This is a genomic window from Micromonospora sp. WMMD729 (assembly GCF_049315225.1).
GTDB lineage: Bacteria > Actinomycetota > Actinomycetes > Mycobacteriales > Micromonosporaceae > Micromonospora.
Window position 1 is genome coordinate 5,209,344 of record NZ_CP186059.1, and the last position, 20,232, is coordinate 5,229,575.

A 20,232-nucleotide genomic window follows, 5' to 3' on the forward strand; every position below is an offset into this window, starting at 1 on the left:
TAACTTGGCGACGTGAGCAACCGACCCCTTGCTGCCGCCGGTCGACTCGTTCCTCTCCTGCGCGCCGGGCTCATCGCCGGCATCGTGATCGCCGCCGCCGCCTATCCGCTGGTCGCCCTCACCGGGCTCGGCGCGAAGGCCACCGCCCACGCCACGGAGCAGAAGACCCGGCTGCTGACCAGAGCCCTGCCCGCCGAGACCTCCTACCTGTACGCCCCGGACGGCAAGACCGTGCTGACCATGTTCTACGAGGAGTACCGGCAGTACACGAAGCTGTCGGACATGTCGCCGAACATCCAGCAGGCGATCGTCGCTGCCGAGGACTCCCGCTTCTACCAGCACCACGGTGTCGACCCGAAGGGCGTGGCCCGCGCGTTCGTGGCCAACGCCCACTCCAGTGGGGTGTCCCAGGGCGCGTCGACGCTGACCATGCAGTACGTCCGGATGGCTCTGCGGGACAGCGCCACCACCCCCAAGGAGGTCCAGGAGGCCACCCAGCAGACCAGCCTGCGCAAGGTCAAGGAGATGCGCATGGCGCTGGACCTGGAGAAGGAGATGAGCAAGGAAGACATCATGGAGCGGTACCTGAACTCGGCGTACTTCGGTCACCGGGCGTACGGCATCTACGCGGCCAGCGAGATCTTCTTCTCCAAGACCCCGAAGGACCTCACCCCGGTCGAGGCGGCCACCCTCGCCGGCCTGGTCAAGTCCCCGTCCGAGTACGACCCGGCGGACTCCGACCAGAAGGAGGCCACCGGGCGGCGCAACTACGTCCTGGACCGGATGAGCCAGCTCGGCTACATGTCCCCCGACTCGGCCGCCGCCGCCAAGTCCGAACCGATCCGGCTGAAGCTCACCACGCCACCGAGCGACTGCGCCTCGATCGTCGAGAAGTACCAGAGCTGGGGCTTCGCCTGCGACTACGTGAAGAACTGGTGGAGCGCCCAACCGGCGTTCGGCAGCAACCGCCTCGAACGGATGGACAAGCTGCGCCGGGGCGGGTACCGGATCGTGCTCAGCCTCGACCCCAAGGTCCAGGAGGCGGCCGAGAAGAACGTCGGCGCGAAGGAGGGCACCGGCAGCCCGTTCGCCAACGGCATCGTGGTCTCCGAGCCGGGCACCGGGCGGGTCAAGGCGATGGCGGTGAACCGGAACTACTCCCTGGACCTGGCCGACAATCCACCCAGCTCCAACCCCGAGGCCGGGCCGAAGGTGAAGGCCAACTACCCGAACACGGTGGCGCCGCTGCTCGGCGGCGGTGACCTGCCGGGCTACCAGGCCGGGTCGACGTTCAAGATGTTCCCGATGCTGGCCGCGTTGGACTCCGGGATGACGCTCTCCACCTCGTTCAACGCCCCGTACCGCTACAAGTCGTCCGTCTACGACGGCTGGGCGCCGTCGAACGCCAGCGGCGCGATGACCGGCCAGCAGACCATGTGGTCCGGCTTCGGCAAGTCCGTCAACACGTACTTCGTGTGGCTGGAGGAGAAGGTGGGCGCGGAGAAGGCGGTCCGGCTCGCCGAACAGCTCGGCCTGCGCTGGCGCACCGACGTCGACCGGGAGCAGGCGTCCCCGGGCAAGGCCAACAAGTGGGGCGCGTTCACCCTGGGCGTCTCCGACGCCACCCCGCTGGAGATGGCGAACGCGTACGCGGCCATCGCGGCCGACGGCCGCTACTGCGAGGCGATACCCGTGCAGGCGATCATGAACCGGGACGGCACACCCGCCACCTACGCCACCCCGGGCGGCATCCAGCGCGAGGTGGCCAAGCCCCGCTGCCGCCAGGTGGTCAGCGCCGACGCCGCCCGCGCGGCCACCGACGCCGCCCGCTGCCCGACCGGGGACACCCCGGCCCGCGGTGGCTGCGGCGGGTGGTCGACGGCCGACAGCGTCCGGGGTACGGTCGGCCGCCCGGTCGCCGGCAAGACGGGTACCACCGACAGCACCCGGTCCGCCTGGTTCGTCGGCTACACACCGGAACTGGCCGCGGCGAGCTTCATCTCCGACCCGGACAACCCGTTCAACGCGGTCGGTGACGGGCAGTCCCAGATCCCGATCGCGGCGGTGGCACAAACCCTGCGCGACGGCCTGAAGGGCACACCGACCCGGCAGTTCACGCCACCCTCGGACGCCATCGTCGGGTGACGGCCGACGCAGGTCCGTCGTGGCGGCGGACCTGCGCAGGTCCGACGCCGGGTCCGCAGGGGTCAGCGCAGGTCCGCCGCCACGAACGACCAGAGTTCGAGGTCGACCCGGCCACCGCCGACGAACCCGGCGTTGCGCAGCAGACCCTCGTAGGTGAAGCCGGCCTTCTCGGCGACCCGGCGGGACGCCAGGTTGCCGGGCGCGACCCGCAGCTCGACCCGCTGGAAGCCGTGCTCCAGGATCAGCGCGATGGCCACCGCGTCCACCGCCTCGGCGGCCAGGCCGAAGCCCCGGGCGTGGGGGGCCATCGCGTAGGAGACCTCGGTGAGACGGGCGCCCCAGTCGGTACGCCGGGTCCAGAGGGAACCGACCACCTCGTCGTCCTCCCGGCGGATCACCGCGTAGTGGTCGCCCTCGCCGCTGTCGCGTCGCTGCCGGGCCAGGTCGGTGCACCAGGCGTGCCCGTCGATGGGGCCGGAGTCGTCGGGCAGCGGCAGCCAACGCCGGGTCAGCTTGTCGGCGAAGATCTCGCCGGCCGCCGCCGCGTCAGCCGCGGTGAGCCGGCGCACCTCGGTACGCGGGGTGGAGACGGTCAACGCCGGAAACCGGCGGACCGCCATCTCACCGATCACGCGGGAACCACCGGCGGCGACACCGCCTCGGCTGCTGGCTCGCCGACCGCCGCGGCCACCACCCGGGCGGCCGTCGCCGGATGACCGGCCCAGTGCAGGGTGAGCTGCGAGGCGTGCACGTTGCGCCAGACGAACCCCTCCGGCGTGCCGCCGTCCCAGCTCCACGCCGGTCGCTGACCGGCGCGCGGGGTGAGCACCGCCCGGTGGTCCTTGTGCCCGACGATTACCGTGCCGGTCGCGGCGACCACGCTGTCGGTCTTGGCGGTCGCCTCCCGGTAGCCCACGACAAGTCCGTCCCGGCTCGCGCCGACCGCGTCCAGCACACCGCACATGGGCAGCCCGTCCAGCTCGCGGGCCAGCCAGAGCAGACCGGCGCCCTCGGCGACGATCGGCCGGCCGGTACGCGCCAACTCGGCCACCGCGATGCAGAGCCGCCGGTTGGCCGACAACTGCTCGGCGTACGCCTCGGGCAGCGCTCCCCCGACGACCAGCGCCCGGGTGCCGACCGGCAACGCCTCGTCGCGCAGCGGATCGACGGTGACCACCTCGGCCCCGGCCGCCGACAGCAACTCGGCCGTCTCCGGGTGGCTGAAGCTGCCGCCCGGACCACCCGCCACCGCGACCAGCGGACGCTGCGCCGGCACGACCAGCTCGCCGAGCACGTCCCCCGGTGACCAGGCCACCGCCGGCAAGGGCGGAGCGGAACGGGCCAGCCCGAGCAGGCGTTCCAGGTCGACGGTGGCGGCGACGGCCTCACCCAGTCGACGCACCGCGCGGACCGCGTCGGCCGAGGCGTCGACCACCGGCGCGACCCCGTGCCGGCGGGACGGCAGCACGGCCGGCAGGTCCTGGCGGCGCAGCGCGCCGTAGACGGGCACCCCCACGTCGTCCAACGCCTCGCGCAGCATCGCCTCGTGCCGCGACGACGCCACCCGGTTGAGGATCACCCCGCCCAGCCACAACTGCTCGTCGTACGAGCGGAACCCGTGCACCAGCGCGGCCACCGACTGACCCATCGCGGCCACGTCGACCACCAACACCACCGGGCTGCGCAGCGCCGCCGCGGCGGCGGCCGTGGACTCCTGCTCGGGACGGCCGCCCACCGAGTCGTACAGGCCCATGCTGCCCTGCACCACGGCGAGCCCGGCACCGGCGGCGCCGTGTGCGACAAGCGGGGCGAGCCGGTCGACGCCGACCAGCCGGGGGTCGATCACCCGACCCGGGCGACCGGCGGCGAGACCGAGGTACGCGGCGTCGACGTGGTCCGGGCCGAGCTTGAACCCGGCGACGTCGACACCCCGCTCGGCCAGGGCGGCGAGCAGCCCGATCGCCAGCGCGTTCTTGCCGTGTCCGGAGGACGGCGCGCTGAGCACCAGGCGCGGCACGACGGTCATCATCGACTCCTCGCGGGCGGCGGCGGGTACGCGACGAACAACCGGGAAGGTCGATCCGTCGGCGTGACGATACCCGTCCGATCCGACCGGCGAGCACCGCCAACCGGGGGTCGGCGGACCGTCCCGGCCCGGTCGCGGTGAGTGGCCCCGGTCATACGGGTAGCCTCGGTGCCGTGTACCGGTTCCTGCTGAGCCCACGCTGGTTGGGCGCCCTCGCGTTGACGCTGGTCGCCGCCGCCGTCATGGTGTGGCTCGGCAACTGGCAACTGGACCGCTACCGGGGTCGTACCGAGATCAACGAGCGGATCGACGCGGGCGAGCGGATGCCCCCGGCACCCCTGGCCGACGCATTCCGCCCGCCGACCGGTGGACCCGGCACCGCCGGCCCGGCCCCCGCCAAGGACCGGGTCTGGACCCGGATCACCGCCACCGGCCGGTACGACACGTCGAACACCGTCCTGGTCCGCGGCCGGACGGTCGACAGCCGGGTCGGCTTCGAGGTGCTCACCCCGCTCGTGCTCGCCGACGGCACCGCGCTGCTGGTGGACCGGGGCTGGATCCCGCCCGCTCCGGGCGGCGCGACCGCCCAGCCGTCGGTGCCCACCCCGCCCGGCGGCGACGTCACGGTCAGCGGCCGGGTGCACGAGACCGAGAGCGGCGCCGGTGCGGTGGACCGCCGCGACGGGCGGCTCGAGACCCGGCGGATCGCCGTACCGCGGCTGGCCCGCGAGCTGCCCTACCCGGTCTACGGCGGCTACCTGCTGCTGGACGAGCAGACCCCGGCCGCCGACCCGGCGTTCAAGGCCGTTCCGGTCGGGCACACCAACAACTGGCAGAACTTCGGCTACGTCGTGCAGTGGTGGCTCTTCGCCGCGATGGCGATCTTCGGTTACGGCTGGGTGGCCCGCCGCGAGGCACGCCGGGCCGCCGGCCTCGGCCCCACGTCGACGCCACAGGACCGGGCGGCCGAGCCGACCGCCGGCGCGTCCGCCTGACCCCGGGCGGCTGGACTCGGACCGGCGTCAGCCGGTGGTCCGGCCCGCGTGGATGGCGCGGACGGCGTCGATGGTGTCGGCTTCGGCGGCGGACTTGTCGTCCCGGTAGCGGACCACGCGGGCGAACCGCAGCGCCATCCCGCCCGGATAGCGGGTGCTCGTCTGCACCCCGTCGAACGCGATCTCCACGACCTGCTCGGGGCGCACCCGGACCACCCAGTCGCCGCGCTCGACGGCCAGGCCGAGGAACCGCTCGGTCTGCCAGCGCAGCAGCTCGTCGGTGAGCCCCTTGAACGTCTTGCCGAGCATCACGAAGTCGCCGGTGCGCGGGTCACGGGCACCGAGGTGCAGGTTGGAGAGCCAGCCCTTACGCCGACCGCTGCCCCACTCCACGGCGAGTACCACCAGGTCGAGGGTGTGTCGGGGTTTGACCTTGACCCAGGCGGCGCCCCGTCGGCCGGCGTCGTACGGGGCGTCCGGCGCCTTGACCACCACGCCCTCCTGACCCGCGTCGATCGCGGCGGCGAACGCCGCGCCGGCCTGCTCCGGACCGTCGACCTCCATCCGTCCGACCAGCAACGACGCGTCCACCGCGCCGGCGAGCGCGGCCCACCGCTCCCGGCCGGGCAGGTCGATCAGATCCTCACCGTCGAGGTGCAGCAGGTCGAAGAAGTACGGGGTGAGCACCGTCGTGCCGGTGCTGGCGGCGGCCGCGAGCACCGCCGGGGCGACCGGCGTACGGCCGGTGGTGCTCGGTGTGGTGCGCCGGGCGGCCCGGCTGGAGGTCTGTTGGAACGGCAGCGGGCGGCCCGTCTCGTCCAGCCCGATCGCCTCCCCGTCGAGCACCAGCTCCCGACCGGGCAGGGCGCGCACCGCCGCGACGACCTCGGGCACCCGGTTGGTGATCTCGTCGAGGCTGCGGGTGAACACGGCGATGTCGGCGCCGGAGCGGTGCACCTGGATGCGGATGCCGTCGAGCTTCACGTCGACCACGGCGGGCGTGCCGGTCGCGGCCAGCGCCTCGTCGACCGAGGGGGCGCTCTGGGCGAGCATCGGCGCGAGCGGCCGGCCGACCCGCAGGCCGAACCCGGCCAACGCGGCCTCGCCACCGGACAACGCGGCCACCGCCACGGCGCGCAGGTCACCGGCGAGCAGCAGGGCACGGCGGACGGTGGCGACCGGCACCTCGGCGGCCCGGGCCACCGCGTCGGCGAGCAGCCCGGCCTGCGCTCCCTGGCGCAGCTCGCCGCCGAACAGGCCGGTCAGCAGCCGTTGCTCCTCGGCGGTGGCCGCCGCGTAGAGGGCGCCGAGCAGAGCGCGTCGGCGAGCCTGCGACCCCGAGCCGTGCACGGCGGCGATCTGCGCGATGGCCGCATCGACGGCGGCCACGGTCAGCGTCGGCTCGGCGGCCGGCGGAGGCAGGTCCCGCAGGCTCGCGTAACCCACGCCGGTCTGGCGTTGCCGCAGCTCACCGGCGAGGTAGCCGGCACCGGGCTCCACCTCGGCCGGGTCAAGCCGGCGCAGCGCGTCGGCGAGCAGCTCCACCTTGGCCCGCCGGCCGCTGGTGGCGCCCACGGCGGCGGAGGTGGCCGCCAGTTCGATGAACCGCACGAGGCTCATCCTGCCAGTCACCTCCGACACCGCCCGGGCATTGCCGTGCCCGGGCGGTGTCGGCGCGGTGCCGCAGCCCGCTCGTGCCGGTCTCGTGCGGGCGGTCGCCCTTGTCGAACCGGCACGAGGGGGGCGGGAATCAGGCGGAGACGGGCTCCTCGATGCGCAACCCTCGGGCGCGGACCTCACCGGCCACCCGGGAGAGCACCGAGTCGAGGGCGACCAGGGCTGCGGAGAGCTCACCGAGCTGCTCGTTGAGCGTGTCCTCGGACCACGCGGAGACGTCGACGTCCCCCAGTGCGCTGACGGCGGCCCCCAACCGGGCCATCACCTCGTTCGTACTCATGTTCGAAAGCCTATAGCAATCTCATCGACGACACGCCGTAAACGCGCAGATCAGCCGCAAACTTGCCGTTACTACTCGGCTGCGGCGGCCACCTTGCCCAGCAGCAGCGCCTCGGCCAGGCAGACCTTGGCGAACTCGCCCAGGTGCAGGCTCTCGTTCGGGCCGTGCGCGCGGGCGTGCGGGTCCTCCACGCCGGTCACCAGGATCGCCGCCTGCGGGAACATCTCCTGGAACGTGGCGATGAACGGGATCGAGCCGCCGACGCCGATGTCCACCGGGTCGGTGCCGTCCCAGGCGGTCCGGAACGCCGAACGGGCGGCGTCGAACATCGGCCCGGACGCGTCGATCACGCACGGGTCGCCGTCGTGCTCGAAGGTGACCGTCACCTGGGCGCCCCACGGGGCGTGCTTCTCCAGGTGGGCGCGCACCGCCGCGTACGCCCGCTTGGGGTCGTCGCCGGGGGCGAGGCGGAGGTTGAGCTTCGCCTTCGCGGCCGGCACCAGGGCGTTCGGCGCCTCGCCGGTGGCCGGCGCGTCGATACCGAGCACGGCCAGCGCCGGCTTGGTCCAGAGCCGGTCGGTGAGCCGGCCGGTGCCGATGAACTGCACACCCTCGGCCAGCCCGGCCTCGGCGCGTACCCGGTCCTCCGGGTAGTCGACGGCGGCGCCCACCCGACCGACAAGCCCGTCGACCGCCACGTCGCCGGCGTCGTCGTGCAGGGTGGCCAGCAGCCGGACCAGCGCGGTCAGCGCGTCCGGGACGGCACCGCCGAACATGCCGCTGTGTACCGCGTGCTCGAGCGTGCGCACCTCGACGAAGCAGTTCACGATGCCGCGCAGCGAGGTGGTCAGCGCCGGTACGCCGATGTCCCAGTTGCCGGAGTCGGCGATCACGATGACATCCGAGGCGATCTCGTCCCGGTGCTCGGCGAGCAGCCGCTCCAACGAGTCGGAGCCGAACTCCTCCTCGCCCTCGATGAACAGCACCACACCGACCGGCAGCGCGTCACCGTACGCCCGCAGGGCCGCGACGTGCGCCATGATGCCGGCCTTGTCGTCGGCCGCGCCCCGGCCGTACAGGCGGCCGTCACGTTCCACCGGCTCGAACGGGTCGGACTCCCACAGCGACCGGTCGCCGACCGGCTGCACGTCGTGGTGGGCGTAGAGCAGCACGGTGGGTGCGCCGGGCGGGGCCGCGCGACGGCCGATCACGGCGGGCTGCCCGCCGGAACGCACGATGTCGACGTCCAGGCCGCAGCCGCGCAGCAGCTCGGCGACCGCCTCGGCGGAACGCTCGACGTGCGAGTGGTCGAAGCCGTCGAAGGCGATGCCGGGAATGCGGACGAGACGTTCGAGGTCGGCCCGTACGCCGGGCATCTCCCGCTCGACGGCGGCCCGCACCTCGGACTCGGACATGATCGGTGAGGTCATGACCGGCATCGTATGCCGGCCTTACCCCGGGCTGCCGGCGGAGCCCGTACCCGCTGTGTGGACCCGCACGAAGTAGCGCGACGTGTCCAGCGGCAACGCCGGTGCGCCGTCGACCACCAGGTCGGCGTGCGCGGCGGTGTCGTCGACGGCGAAGTGCGCCCGCTCACCGGCATGCCAGCGGCGCAGCTCCGGCAGGATCTCCGGCCCGTCCCGCTCGACGGCACGGGCCAGCCGCAGCGGCGCGGGCGCGGTCACGAAGACGGCGAGCGTCAGCTCCGGCCGGACGACGGCCCGGGCGGCACTGACCCCCTCCACGATCAACACCGGCGTCACCGGCACCGGCACCGGGCGGGGCAGGAAGCACCGCCGCACCCAGCTGTACCGCCGGTACGCGCCCGGCTCACCCCGGCGCAACCGGGCCAGCACCTCGCCGTCGAGTCGCGGCCAGAAGGTGAGCTGGTCGTCCCAGCCGTCGAGCAGGTCGTCGGTGTGCACCACCGGCGGCCGCCCGCCGGGCAGCGCCGCGAGGGCGTCTGCGAGGTGCGCCGCGAACCGGCTCTTGCCCGCGCCGCTCGGCCCGTCGACGGCGACGAGCCGGGTCCGTCCCAGCCGCGCCGGGCCCGCGAGCACCCGGCGTGCCACCTCGGTGTACGCCTCGACGACCGCCACCGGCACCACCTGCGCGGCGGGATGCCCGGTCGGCCCGACGGCGTCGCCCCGGTGTCGAAGGGTCCCGGGGTCACGCAGCGGCGGACCCTTGCGGCCGAGCGGTCCCCTGGCGACGAGTCCGTGCACGACCGCAGTATGCCCCCCGGCCCGCGCTCGGCCGCCGGGCCGGGCAGCAGTGATCGACTCGGTTTCACGGATGTCGGGGTCTCTCCCCGGCCCGGACACCCCGACCTCACGGAAGCCGAGTCGATCACGCCCGTCGGGGCGGTGTGCCACGTCCGGCTGAGCCCGCCCGGCGGCCACTCTCACGTCCGGGGGAATTGGGGTGGCGACGGGTGACGGGCGGCCCGTTCGCCGCGCGGGCCGGTAGCCGAGTCGGCATGATCGGGTGGTGCTCCGAGACGTGATGAGCCCCGGCATCGACGCCCTGCTCGAACAGGCCCGCGCCGGGCTGCACCGACTGACTCCACAGCAGACCGTCGAGGCGGTCCGTGGTGGCGCTCTGCTTGTCGACACCCGTACCGACACGCAGCGCCGCGAACAGGGCGACCTTCCGGGAGCGGTCGTCATCGACCGCACGGTGCTGGAGTGGCGGCTCGACCCGGCCAGCGCCTGGCGCATCCCGGAGGCCACCGCGTACGACCGGGAGATCATCGTGGTGTGCCGCCAGGGCTACAGCTCCAGCCTGGCCGCCGCCAGCCTCCAGACCCTCGGCCTGCGCCGGGCCACCGACATGATCGGTGGCGTCGACGCCTGGCTGGCCGCCGGTCTGCCCACCACCGACCGCCCCGCCGACATCCGCCTCTGACAGCGGGTCTGACAGCGGGTCTGCGCGGCGTCGGTCACGCGGTGCAACCGGGCGCGATTTCGTGGCGGTCATGGCCGCGTGGGTTCAGGTGGGCGGCGCCCCGGGCGGGATGAAGGGTAGGTCCGCGGGTGCGCCCGTCTCGATGAGACGCCAGAGGGCATCGGTGTCCAGGTGCTCCTCGACGAGGTCGCCGAGCAGGTCGAGCGAGCGTTCCCGGGCGGCGGCGAAGCTGGTGCCCGGCGCGACCTGGAAGCCGGTACGCCCGGCCAGCCGCGCCGCCTCGCTGAGGAACCAGCGGCGGAACCCGTCGGACTCGAACGCGCCGTGCCAGTGCGTGCCGTGCACCGCGCCGAGCACCGCTCCCTCCCCCGCGCCGTCGGCCCCGGTCAGCAGCGGGGTCAGGGTCGGGTCGGTCTGCGAGACGTACCCGTGGTGGATCTCGTAGCCGCGGACCGTCACATCGCCGGGGCCGACGCCCACCGACTGCCGGACGGTCTTGCGGGGATCGAAGGTGATCTCGATCGGTAGCAGACCGAGCCCGGGCACACTGCCCTGCCGACTCTCGACCGAATCGTGGATGGCTCGGCCGAGCATCTGGAAGCCGCCGCAGAGGCCGAGCAGCGGCTTACCGGCTGCGGCGTGGGCGGTTACCGCGTCGGCGAGCCCGGTCTCGCGGAGCCAGGCCAGGTCCGCGACGGTCGACTTCGAGCCGGGCAGGACGATCAGGTCGGCGGAGGCCAGTTCGGCCGGCTCGACGGTGAGGCGTACCCGGACACCCGGCTCGGTGGCGAGCGCCTCCACGTCGGTGGCGTTGCTGATCCGGGGCAGCCGGACGACGGCCACGTCCAACCACGAGCTGCCGTGCGGGGCGGCCGGACGGCCGAGCACCCGGCCGTAGGCGAGGGAGTCCTCCGCGTCCAGCCACAGGTCGAGCGACCAGGGCAGCACCCCGTACGTGGGACGGCCGGTCACTTGCCGCAGCATGTCCAGCCCCGGCTGGAGCAGACCCCGGTCACCCCGGAACTTGTTGATCACGAAGCCGGCGACGAGGGCCTGGTCGGCCGGATCGAGCAGGGCCACCGTGCCGAACATCGAAGCGAAGACGCCACCCCGGTCGATGTCGCCGACCACGATGGCGGGCAGGTTGGCGTGCCGGGCGAGCCCCATGTTGACGTAGTCCCCGGCCCGCAGATTGATCTCCGCCGGGCTGCCCGCCCCCTCGCAGATCACCACGTCGTACGCGGCGCGCAGCTCGGCCAGCGCCGCATACGCGGTCTCGGCGAGCCGGGGTCGCAGCTGCCGGAAGGTGCCCGCGGTGATGGTGTCGACCGCTTCGCCGAGCAGAACCACCTGGCTGGCGAGGTCACTGCCCGGCTTGAGCAGCACCGGATTGAAGCGCAGGTCCGGTGCGAGCCCACACGCCGCGGCCTGCATGGCCTGGGCGCGGCCGATCTCCCCACCACGCCCGTCCGGCCCGACGACGACGGCCGAATTGTTCGACATGTTTTGCGCCTTGAACGGCGCCACCTTCACGCCCTGCCGGTGCAGCCAGCGGCAGATGCCGGCGGTGAGCACGCTCTTGCCGGCGTCCGAGGTGGTCCCGGCGACCAGCAGCCCGCCGCTCACCGGCCGATCCTCCGCCCCGCGACGCCGCCGGAACGGCCGTGCTCCGACCCGACCGGCAGCCGGCCGCCTGCCCAAAGGCCACGCTCCGTGCTGACGGACAGCGGGCCGCCTGCCCAAAGGCCAGGCCGAAACGCCTCCCGGGCCGGTGCAGGGCGGCTGCGCCGCCCCCTCACCGCGCGCAGGCCCCGTCGCGCGGCGGCGTCGGCGAGGCGGCCGACCGTCAGCGGGTAGGCGGCGGCCAGCCCGAGGGCGGCCAGGCCGACAGCGCCGGAGATGCGCGCGGCCCGCTTGAGGTGTCGCGCCTCGGGACGCGGGCCGTCGCCCAGGAACGGGCGGACCTCGGAGCGCCCGAAGTACCTGTTGCGGCCACCGAGGCGGACGCCGAGCGCGCCGGCCATCGCCGCTTCGCACTGCCCGGCGTTGGGGCTCGGGTGGTCGTTGCGGTCCCGCCGCCACACCCGCCAGGCGCGCTCCCGGTCGCCGTGCGCGACCGGCGCGACGGCGATGGTGAGCAGCCCGGTCAACCGGGACGGTACGAGGTTGAGCAGGTCGTCCAGCCGGGCGGCCGGGGTGCCGAACCGGGCGTACCGCTCCGACCGGTGCCCGACCATCGCGTCCAGGGTGTTGGCGGCGCGGTAACCGAGCAGCCCGGGCAGGCCGGCGACCGCACCCCAGAGCAGCGGGCCGACCACCGCGTCGGAGGTGTTCTCCGCGACCGACTCGACGGTGGCGCGGGCCAATTCCGACTCGTCCAGGGTCGACGGGTCCCGGCCGCAGAGGTTGCCGAGGCGTTCCCGGGCGGCCGGCAGGTCACCGCCGCGCAGCGTCCGACCCATGACGGCGGCCTCGCGGCGCAGGGTACGGCCGCCCAGCACGGTCCAGGTGCCGGCGGCGACGAGCACCGCGCGGCTCACCGGTCGGCGTCGGGTGGCCACCGCGGCGACCACCCCGAGGGCCACCGGACCGCCGACCGCCAGCGCGGTGAACGCTGCCCCGGCGGCCCGGTCCGGCCGGTGCAGGCGACGTTCCAGAGCGCCGGCCAGCTGACCGAACCCGGCGACCGGGTGCCACCGGCGAGGGTCGCCGAGCAGCCCGTCCAGCGCGTAACCGGCCACCAGGCCCACCGCGTTCGCCACCGGTGCTGTCCGTCGCACGCTCACCACCCCCGGCCGGCCAGCCTAGACGAGCACCGCACGAGCCAGCCGCGCCTGCCGTACTCCATCGCACTCTCCTTCGCCGGTTTCTGCCCACGCGGGGTGACGACGCCGACCGCGCCGCCACCCCGCCCCCGTCGTGCCACCGGCACGCACCGGCCTCTCAGGCGGCCGTGCCGCCGCCCCGGGAACGGACGCTCACGCCGGCTGCGGAACCCGACCCCGGCCCCGCCGCCCCCGACCGGACGACGGGGCGTCCGGCTGACCCTCGTCGGACACCGGCCCCAACTCGTCGTCGGCGTCGCCCTCCGGGTCGGCGTCGCCCGCCGCCGCGAGGGCCAGCCCGTCGTCGTCCAGGGCCGCCGGACCGGCACCGATGCCGTCCAGGGAGGCGTCGAGCGGACCGCGACCCAGTGCGCCGGTACGCGGCGCGGCGTACTCGGGCAGCTCGAAGTCGTCGTCGAGCGGGCCGTCGTCGGGCAGCGCCGGTGCCTCCTCGGCGGGTACCGCCTCGGTGGGCTCGCCGTGCACGCGGCTCTCGGCGGCGGCGTCCTCGACGGCGCTCGTGGTCATGGTCGGCCGGTTCCGCAGGAAGCGGGCGCGGCCCCGGGACAGGTCGTGGCCGACCGCGACCGCCTCCAGTTCGTAGAGGGTGCGGTGGGTGCCGGCCTCGTCGATCCAGTCGCGGGTGTAGAGGCGACCGCAGACCACCACCGGGTCGCCGACCATCACCGACGCGGCCACGCCCTCGGCGAGCTTGCGCCAGCAGTTGACGCGGACGCGCAGCGAATTCCCGTCGACCCAACGGCCGCTGTCGCGGTCGAGCCGGCGGGCGGTGGAGGCGACCTTGAAGTTGGCCACCAGCGTGTTGCTCTCCTTCGTCCGGCGCCACTCGGGTGCCGTCAGAATGTTGCCGACGATCGTGACGTACGTGTCGAACATCGTCCCTCCAGGGGATCCGGGGTCTGCCAGCGCGAGTCGACTCGGCATCGAGCCTGTGCGATGTCGACGGCCACCGCCAGCGCCGCCACCCGGACCTGTGGACAACGGGCCACCTGTGGACAACGCCCTGATCAAGCCCTTGTTGTGGTACGGCCGACCCACCCGAGCGGCGAATGGCGGTTCCGGAGCCGACCGAACTGGGTATGGATTTGATCAACGCACCACCGACAAGCTCCACGTCGACGAGAGGTCAGCACCATGACGATCACTACTTTCGGCACCGCGACTGCTTCCGAGGTGCGGCGATGAGCGCCGTGGCGAACCCGGCGACCGTGGGCGAGTGCCTGCGGGTCGGCGCGGGGTTCTCGCAGGGCGACCGCAACTGGATCGCCGAGCAGTTCGCCACCCTCGACGCCCGGCTGGCCGGTTTCCACGCCGACGCCACCGAGCTGGAGGTGTCGGTGAAGGACCGCGAGGCCCGGGGCCAGAAGGTCACCCTGGAGTGCTGGATCGCCGGCCGGCAGAAGATCGTCACCACCTCCACCGAGGAGGACCTGCACGCGGCCCTCAACGACGTCCGCGACGACCTGCGCCGCAAGCTCAACGACGCCAAGACCCGCCAGGAGCCGCGGAACAACAAGCACCTGCGCGACATCCCCCAGCCCCAGGGCGAGACCGACCCGATCGACGAGGCGCCAACCCGCGCCGACGCCGAAACCGCCTGACCCACACCCGCCCAACGCGCCACGCCACGCGCCCGCGATCTTGCACTTTCGGATGCCAATTTGCGGCTTTCCAGAGGTTATGCCGCGACAGAAAGTGCAAGATCGGCGGGGCGTCGCGCGGGGCGTCACGCGAGGGCGCGTCGCGCGGGCCGTCACGCGAGGGCGCGGGGCGCGGGGTGTGGGCTACCGCTGGGTAGGGGTGCGGGCGTAGCGTCGCGGGCGTGGAAGCGGACGTGTTGGGGCCGCCGTACGAGCGGCAGACGATCGACCTGGGCACCGACGACGAAGGTCCCGTTGTCGCGACCCTGGTCCGGCGGCGGGCCGAGCGTCCGACCGGGCGGGCGGTGCTCTACGTGCACGGGTTCGTCGACTACTTCTTCCAGACCCACCTGGCCGACTTCTTCGCCGCGCGTGGTTGGGACTTCTACGCGCTCGACCTGCGCAAATACGGCCGCAGTCTGCTCGCGCACCAGACGCCGAACTTCTGCCGCGACATCAGCGACTACTTCCCCGAGCTGGACGCCGCCGCCGAGATCATCCGCGGTGCGGACGAGCACGACACCCTGCTGGTGATGGGCCACTCCACCGGCGGCCTGATCATCTCGCTCTGGGCCGACGCCCGCCGCGACGCCGGCGTCGTCGACGGCCTGGTCCTCAACAGCCCCTTCTTCGACCTGAACGCTCCCTGGGCGGTCCGTCGACCCCTCGCGGCCGCCGTCGCCCGGCTGGGCCGCAGGGCGCCGCACCGCATCCTGCCGTTGGGCCTGGGCACGGTGTACGGCGAGAGCCTGCACTCCGACCACCGCGGCGAGTGGACCTATGACCTGGCCTGGAAGCCGCTGGCCGGGTTCCCGGTACGGGCCGGCTGGCTGAACGCGATCCGCACCGGCCAGCGTCGGCTGCGCGCCGGTCTGAACATCCCGGTGCCGGTGCTGCTGGCCTGCTCGACCCGCTCCTTCCGGGGTACCAGGTGGCACGACAACGCCACCCTCGCCGACGCGGTGCTGGACGTCGAACACATGGTCAAGTACGCGCCCCGCCTCGGCCAGCACGTCACCCTGGCCCGCTTCGACGGCGGGTTGCACGACCTCACCCTCTCCGGCCCCGCCGTACGCGCCAAGGTCTTCGACGAGGTCGGCCGCTGGGCCGAGGCGTTCCTGGCCGCCGGCCCCACCGCCCCAGCCGACGACAACACCGACACCGAGACGCCCACGCTGCCACAGAGCCGCCGCCCGTCGACCGACACCGCCGAGGCAACGGCGGTCGGCGACTGATCCGACCAGCTCGGACGACCGCCCGCGCCCAAGCTACGGCCGGCGACTTGTTCGACGGCCCGAACGAGCGGGACGCCCCGGGGCGACGGCGCTCGGCGGCCGAGCAGCCCCGGAAACGTCGGCGCGTTCGCGCGACTGTTCTGTCCCGACCGGCGGGCCAGCAGCGCCGGCGCACTCGTGCGACTGGCCGGCTACGCGCGACCCAGCGGCCCCGATGCGCTCGTGCGACTGGCCGGTCACGCGCGCGACCCAGCAGCGCCGAAGCGAAGGCGGGCGGTGACTGAGTGGTCGAGCGGGTTCAGGCGTCGCCGTGCGCGGCCGACAGGAAGGCGGCGATCCGGTCGAAGGTCGCCACCGGGTGCCCGCCGACGCCGGGCAGGACCAGGCCGAGGCAGTACAGCGACACGTCGCCCGCAGGGTCGGCCCGCACGACGAAGACGGGCGCGCCGACGTACCCCGGGGGTAGTTCCGTGGTGATCCGCACGTCGTCCCCGTCCCGGACCACGCGCTCGATCGCCACCTCCAGCGGGCGGGAGCCGTCCTCGCGTACCCCATGGGCCAGGACGAAGGCGGAGCTGGCGTCGGCGACGGCCTCGGGCCCGGCGGCGATCCCCGCCGGTACCGGCTGCACCCGCCACCGCCAGCCTCCGTCGCCGGCGTGGCGGTGCAGGCCAGCGGTCGGCAGCACCGCGACCCCGGCACCCGGAAAATTCGACCAACCGGGCACGATCTCGCCCTGCGCGACGGCGTCCGGTGCGACGCCGGCCGGCTCGGTGACGCTCGCCCGCAGGCCCAACTCACCGCCCGCCGCACCGATAAGGTCGGCCGCCGTCAGCAGCGCCTCCCCCACCGGGTCGTCGCCGCCCTGGAAGAAGAAGGCGGTGCCGTAGGCGTCGGCCGTGCGGTAGGGCAGGATCGCCCGACCGACGACCTGGCACAGCTCGTAGGCGACGCTGCTCTCGGCGTCGGGGTCCAGCAACACCAGCCGAGGGTACGGGGAGACGACCGGCCTCCTCGCGGGAACCCGGATGCCGACCGGAGCCGCCTCGTGAGACTCTGCACGGCAACGTGGAGGCGGCACCCATCGACCCGATGCGCGGTGGGTCGGCGGTACCCTTCTGGCGCGACTTCCACGCCGCGCGCCCGTAGCTCAGCGGATAGAGCAGGGGACTTCTAATCCCAAGGCCGCAGGTTCGAATCCTGCCGGGCGCACCTTCTCCACCGCAGGTCGGCGGTTCGGCGCTTTCGGTCGAATCGATCAGCACGGCCTCCCGACGAGGAGATCAACTCCAACGCGTGGCGGTCCGCCACTAGGGTGCGACGGTGCTCACCATCCGGATGAACGAGGCCGCCGCAACCGCACTACAACCACTGGCAGCCACCGGCTTGCCAACCTTGAGCGGCACCCTCGACCAGGATCTGCAAAACCTGCTCGCGTCGGGAGTCACGGACAACGAAGGCGCTCTGATCTTCACCGCCCACACGGACCGATGGCCTGCTGCGCCAGCCTCCGCATCCGACGCCGTCGCCACGATGGGCTGGCAGGATCTGACCGGCTACGAGTGCAACTACAACAGCTTCCATCTGGAGGACTACGCCCCGGTACAGGTCACCATCCGTGACGATGGGCAGCCCCAGATCCGCACCGGCGACCAAGTCGTACTGCTCCGGCTCGGCATGGTCGTGGCTGACGCCGTGCTTGGCCTCGTCCGAGCCCTACCACAACCGCCAGCCGTACGCTGCATCATCCTGGCGAACGACACCAACGGCACGTTCCGATTTCACCGAATCCGACCGGGCGAAGACTGGATCGACCTTGCGGACCTGGAGCGGTATCCGAGCGAGATGACCGTCGTCGTCGACAGCCAGCCGTGACGGATCAGGGAGTCGGCCGGTTCGAGGCAATGTGCCAGCAGGCGTCGCGTGCCTCGGTCAACTGTTCGGGGCTGACGTCCGCGAAGGTTCTCAGGAGCCGGCCCGCACGTTGACGCATCACCAGGTTGACCTGGTGGGTACCCGCACGGGTGAGGCGCACGAGTGTCGCGGCTCCGGGCACGTCACCCGTTACGCGTTGCAGGATGCCGGCATGCTCAGCTTCTGTGACGCGTTCGAGGAGTTTCACGTCGGAGCCGTGGACAAGGTCGCTGAGCGGTCGGCCGTCCTCGTGCCCGGAGAGCTGGCCCAGGATCTGGGTCAGGGGGTCGGCGATGGTGGTGCGTAGGTCCTGGATCAGCGGGTCCAGTGTGATCGCGGCGGTCTGCAGCGCGTGAAGGGTTTCGGTCTCGAGCGTCTGCTCGGGTTGCAGTGTCGATGCGACCCCCTGCCGGACCTCCGGTGCGTGGAGATGGCCGGCGTCGTCGAGGGCCAGGGACAGGCGCGGCAGACGCGCCATCCCGTGGTACGCCCAGTTGGAGATCGTCGTCAGGCAGACGTGGCGGGTAACCGTCATCTGGTCGGCGTCCAGACCACGCAGCAGCGGGGCGAGCTGACGATGCTGCCAGAGTGGGGAGGTCTGATCGTGGTGGCAGCGAGCTGGCAGGGCACTGTGCACCGTGGTCACGGCGAGCGACGCCGCATTGATGGCAAGCAGCGTCTCGCACCTGATGACATGTTCGGGTCCGGCGAATGCCGGCACCAGTTCGCATGCTGTCACCTGGTCCAGACCGCGGACGGCGGCGACCGGCGGTGGCGAAGCCTTCTGCGGTTCGGTGTGCCAGACGACGCTGACGTACCAGTCCGACGGCGACTGCCCGTGCTCGTGCCAATCGTGATAGAGCGAAACGCTGCCACCCGCACCGCCCCGACGCAGCGAATACCTGACCATGCACGTCTTGTCGACGTACTCTGCGATCTCGGCCGCAGGCACGGCGGCCAGGTCACATCCGAAGGCCCGCAACCGCTCCAGGTATTCAGTCAATGGCCGACCCGCGCGCCGCCACGCGGCGTGTTCCCGGGTGCCGTCGCGGGCCTCTTCGGCGAGCACAAGGACGGCATCCTGCGGTACGGGGAACCCGACGGGAAAGTGTGGCGGCAGCCCTCGGGCGTCCAACTCCAGCAGCCGCGCCATACCGGAGAAGATGTCCGCCTGGGCGTCATAGTCGAAGGGCGGCCGTGGTGGCCTCCTGGGCTCGAGTCGACCGTCGATGCCGGCGGCGTCGAGCTCATCGAGGATGATCCGAACGGCCTGCTCGGCGTACTGACTCTCATCCTTGAGGTCCAGGCGGAACACCGGAACGGCGTCCTCCATCAGTACGGTGCACCAGCTCGGCAACGGATCCTCGGGCTCGTCCGGATGCGGAATCCGGCTGACCGCCCGAGCCGCACGCCGCAGCGCCGCGACGCCCGCGGCCTGGTCTGTCGTGCCCTGCAACGCCAGAGCTACCCCGGAGCAGTGCTCAGTGACGTAGGCAGTGAGGTCCGCTTCGTCATAGCGCAGCATCGATCGATGCTCCCACGCGCCTACCGGGTGCCACCTGTCGGTCCCTGGTTCTCATCACCCGAGGTTCAGCATGAAAGGCGATCCGGGGTGATCCGGCTGCCACCCAAGGTCAAGCGCTTGTCGTATGGCATTGGCGACCGCCGACGGCAGCACCGGAGACGACGGAGCATTCATCCAGTTGGCCGGATGGGGTGACGCCACCTGGACGACGAGAACCGCGCGGCCAGGCGGGTCCGTCCGTTCAACAGCAAAGCTGAGTGGCGAGGAGGTCAAACCCTGGCTGTACGTCGGCTTCCGGCGGACGATCCAGCGATAGCCCTTGCCATCGACAACGATCGGCTTACTGCCGCGCTTGTTGACTGCCACCGATCCTCCCACCATGCCGCAGCAGCACTTCGCGCTCTACCAGCACCCTTACCATCGTGGTGCGGTACCAGGCGATCATGACAGCCACGGTTGCTTTGTCGAGGACGGAGAAAGCCAGCGGCGCCCGGCATACTTCCCCGCATGAGCTATGACCTGGCGGTGTGGGAGGGCGATGTGCCCGCCGACGACGATGCGGCCGGCGAGCGGTACGAAGCGCTGTACCAGCGGTACTTCGAGCACGAGGAGCTGTCGCCCACGCCCCGGATACGCGCTTACGTCGACGCCGTCGCGGAGCGCTGGCCCGACCTGTACGGCCACGATGCCCAGCTCTACCCCCTGTCGAACGGACTCATCGACGAGGCGTCCGGCCCGATGGTCTACTTCACGATCCCCTTCAACCGGGCCGACGAGGTTTCCGCCGCAGCAGCGCAGATCGCCGCCGACCACGGGCTCGTCTGCTACGACCCGCAGGGGGAACACCTACGCCCAGCTGCCGGTCACGAAACCTGACCCTGTTCCTGGTGTTTCTGATCCACGCCAGTGCAAGCGAGCACGGACGCCGCGTCGGCCGTCAGGAGTCCCCGATGAACCGAGGGGCTCCGCCCCACGCCCGGCCCTCGCAGTGCTCCCGGGTGACTGTTCGGTCATCCATCAGCCGAGCCTGCCTCCGACCGTG

The 20,232-nt window shown here is 72.6% G+C and carries 17 protein-coding genes, 1 tRNA gene and 2 pseudogenes; 8 read left to right on the forward strand and 12 right to left on the reverse strand.

Features of this window, described 5'->3' with window-relative positions:
- The first annotated feature begins 12 nt into the window (after positions 1-12).
- Positions 13-2,145 carry a transglycosylase domain-containing protein gene (locus ACN263_RS23760; RefSeq protein ID WP_422736538.1) on the forward strand — a complete coding sequence of 711 codons (2,133 nt, stop codon included), beginning with the start codon at positions 13-15 and terminating at the stop codon, positions 2,143-2,145.
- Positions 2,146-2,207: 62 nt separating this feature from the next.
- Here ACN263_RS23760 and ACN263_RS23765 read toward each other — a convergent pair whose 3' ends face one another.
- Positions 2,208-2,777 carry a GNAT family N-acetyltransferase gene (locus ACN263_RS23765; RefSeq protein ID WP_422736539.1) on the reverse strand — a complete coding sequence of 190 codons (570 nt, stop codon included), beginning with the start codon at positions 2,775-2,777 and terminating at the stop codon, positions 2,208-2,210.
- Positions 2,774-4,171 (reverse strand): cobyrinate a,c-diamide synthase, encoded by a 1,398-nt coding sequence (locus ACN263_RS23770; protein ID WP_422736540.1) that lies wholly within the window; start codon positions 4,169-4,171, stop codon positions 2,774-2,776. Before ACN263_RS23770 ends, ACN263_RS23765 begins: the two co-directional genes overlap by 4 nt.
- A gap of 173 nt (positions 4,172-4,344) precedes the next feature.
- Here ACN263_RS23770 and ACN263_RS23775 point away from each other — a divergent pair, with 173 nt between their 5' ends.
- Positions 4,345-5,166: an SURF1 family protein gene (locus tag ACN263_RS23775; RefSeq protein WP_422736541.1), complete on the forward strand. Its 822-nt coding sequence runs from the start codon at positions 4,345-4,347 to the stop codon at positions 5,164-5,166.
- A 27-nt stretch (positions 5,167-5,193) separates the two neighbouring features.
- On the opposite strand, the gene ACN263_RS23780 is transcribed toward ACN263_RS23775, so the two are convergent.
- From ACN263_RS23780 to ACN263_RS23795, 4 genes and pseudogenes are all read right to left on the reverse strand, one after another.
- Positions 5,194-6,786, reverse strand: coding sequence for an ATP-dependent DNA ligase (locus ACN263_RS23780; protein ID WP_422736542.1), 1,593 nt, complete (start codon positions 6,784-6,786; stop codon positions 5,194-5,196).
- A gap of 130 nt (positions 6,787-6,916) precedes the next feature.
- Positions 6,917-7,123, reverse strand: a complete 207-nt coding sequence (locus tag ACN263_RS23785; RefSeq protein WP_030333429.1) for a hypothetical protein — start codon at positions 7,121-7,123, stop codon at positions 6,917-6,919.
- Between the two features lie 71 nt (positions 7,124-7,194).
- Positions 7,195-8,538, reverse strand: a complete 1,344-nt coding sequence (locus ACN263_RS23790; protein WP_422740800.1) for a dipeptidase — start codon at positions 8,536-8,538, stop codon at positions 7,195-7,197.
- Positions 8,531-9,402 (reverse strand): annotated as a pseudogene (locus tag ACN263_RS23795) (uridine kinase family protein); the annotation flags it as partial. The pseudogene ACN263_RS23795 and the gene ACN263_RS23790, both read right to left, overlap by 8 nt.
- Before the next feature lie 226 nt (positions 9,403-9,628).
- Here ACN263_RS23795 and ACN263_RS23800 point away from each other — a divergent pair.
- The gene (locus ACN263_RS23800; protein ID WP_355052319.1) at positions 9,629-10,030 is read left to right on the forward strand and encodes a rhodanese-like domain-containing protein; all 402 of its coding nucleotides are present in this window, start codon (positions 9,629-9,631) and stop codon (positions 10,028-10,030) included.
- Between the two features lie 84 nt (positions 10,031-10,114).
- Here the strand turns inward: ACN263_RS23800 and ACN263_RS23805 are convergent, their stop codons facing one another.
- From ACN263_RS23805 to ACN263_RS23815, 3 genes and pseudogenes are all read right to left on the reverse strand, one after another.
- The gene (locus tag ACN263_RS23805) at positions 10,115-11,656 is read right to left on the reverse strand and encodes a cobyric acid synthase (RefSeq protein WP_422736543.1); all 1,542 of its coding nucleotides are present in this window, start codon (positions 11,654-11,656) and stop codon (positions 10,115-10,117) included.
- A 161-nt stretch (positions 11,657-11,817) separates the two neighbouring features.
- Positions 11,818-12,810: pseudogene (locus tag ACN263_RS23810) on the reverse strand (cobalamin biosynthesis protein); the annotation flags it as partial.
- 198 nt (positions 12,811-13,008) lie between these two features.
- On the reverse strand, positions 13,009-13,752 hold the full coding sequence (locus tag ACN263_RS23815) for a single-stranded DNA-binding protein (RefSeq protein ID WP_422736544.1): 744 nt from the start codon (positions 13,750-13,752) through the stop codon (positions 13,009-13,011).
- Positions 13,753-14,057: 305 nt separating this feature from the next.
- On the opposite strand from ACN263_RS23815, the gene ACN263_RS23820 reads away from it, so the two are divergent.
- Positions 14,058-14,477, forward strand: coding sequence for an HPF/RaiA family ribosome-associated protein (locus tag ACN263_RS23820; RefSeq protein ID WP_422736545.1), 420 nt, complete (start codon positions 14,058-14,060; stop codon positions 14,475-14,477).
- A 221-nt stretch (positions 14,478-14,698) separates the two neighbouring features.
- Positions 14,699-15,751, forward strand: a complete 1,053-nt coding sequence (locus tag ACN263_RS23825) for an alpha/beta hydrolase (protein ID WP_422736546.1) — start codon at positions 14,699-14,701, stop codon at positions 15,749-15,751.
- A gap of 298 nt (positions 15,752-16,049) precedes the next feature.
- Here ACN263_RS23825 and ACN263_RS23830 read toward each other — a convergent pair whose 3' ends face one another.
- A complete protein-coding gene (locus ACN263_RS23830) occupies positions 16,050-16,733 on the reverse strand; it encodes a hypothetical protein (RefSeq protein WP_422736547.1) in 684 nt (227 codons plus the stop codon).
- Positions 16,734-16,890: 157 nt separating this feature from the next.
- Here ACN263_RS23830 and ACN263_RS23835 point away from each other — a divergent pair.
- Together ACN263_RS23835 and ACN263_RS23840 are read left to right on the forward strand one after the other, a co-directional pair.
- Positions 16,891-16,963: transfer RNA gene (locus ACN263_RS23835), tRNA-Arg, on the forward strand.
- A 111-nt stretch (positions 16,964-17,074) separates the two neighbouring features.
- Entirely contained in the window at positions 17,075-17,626 is a 552-nt protein-coding gene (locus tag ACN263_RS23840; protein ID WP_422736548.1) for a hypothetical protein, read from the forward strand.
- A gap of 4 nt (positions 17,627-17,630) precedes the next feature.
- Here ACN263_RS23840 and ACN263_RS23845 read toward each other — a convergent pair whose 3' ends face one another.
- Together ACN263_RS23845 and ACN263_RS23850 are read right to left on the reverse strand one after the other, a co-directional pair.
- A complete protein-coding gene (locus ACN263_RS23845; protein WP_422736549.1) occupies positions 17,631-19,190 on the reverse strand; it encodes a hypothetical protein in 1,560 nt (519 codons plus the stop codon).
- A gap of 54 nt (positions 19,191-19,244) precedes the next feature.
- On the reverse strand, positions 19,245-19,556 hold the full coding sequence (locus tag ACN263_RS23850) for a hypothetical protein (RefSeq protein WP_422736550.1): 312 nt from the start codon (positions 19,554-19,556) through the stop codon (positions 19,245-19,247).
- A gap of 141 nt (positions 19,557-19,697) precedes the next feature.
- Between ACN263_RS23850 and ACN263_RS23855 the strand changes: the two genes are divergently transcribed.
- A complete protein-coding gene (locus ACN263_RS23855; protein ID WP_422736551.1) occupies positions 19,698-20,066 on the forward strand; it encodes a hypothetical protein in 369 nt (122 codons plus the stop codon).
- Positions 20,067-20,232 lie beyond the last annotated feature (166 nt).

Bases quoted from the DNA above. Each gene is read 5' to 3' on its own strand.
- ACN263_RS23790 (WP_422740800.1), bottom strand. From the start codon at position 8,538: ATGTCCGAGTCCGAGGTGCGGGCCGCCGTCGAGCGGGAGATGCCCGGC.
- ACN263_RS23780 (WP_422736542.1), bottom strand. From the start codon at position 6,786: ATGAGCCTCGTGCGGTTCATCGAACTGGCGGCCACCTCCGCCGCCGTG.
- ACN263_RS23815 (WP_422736544.1), bottom strand. From the start codon at position 13,752: ATGTTCGACACGTACGTCACGATCGTCGGCAACATTCTGACGGCACCC.
- ACN263_RS23800 (WP_355052319.1), top strand. From the start codon at position 9,629: ATGAGCCCCGGCATCGACGCCCTGCTCGAACAGGCCCGCGCCGGGCTG.
- ACN263_RS23785 (WP_030333429.1), bottom strand. From the start codon at position 7,123: ATGAGTACGAACGAGGTGATGGCCCGGTTGGGGGCCGCCGTCAGCGCA.
- ACN263_RS23845 (WP_422736549.1), bottom strand. From the start codon at position 19,190: ATGCTGCGCTATGACGAAGCGGACCTCACTGCCTACGTCACTGAGCAC.
- ACN263_RS23820 (WP_422736545.1), top strand. From the start codon at position 14,058: ATGAGCGCCGTGGCGAACCCGGCGACCGTGGGCGAGTGCCTGCGGGTC.
- ACN263_RS23770 (WP_422736540.1), bottom strand. From the start codon at position 4,171: ATGACCGTCGTGCCGCGCCTGGTGCTCAGCGCGCCGTCCTCCGGACAC.
- ACN263_RS23855 (WP_422736551.1), top strand. From the start codon at position 19,698: ATGAGCTATGACCTGGCGGTGTGGGAGGGCGATGTGCCCGCCGACGAC.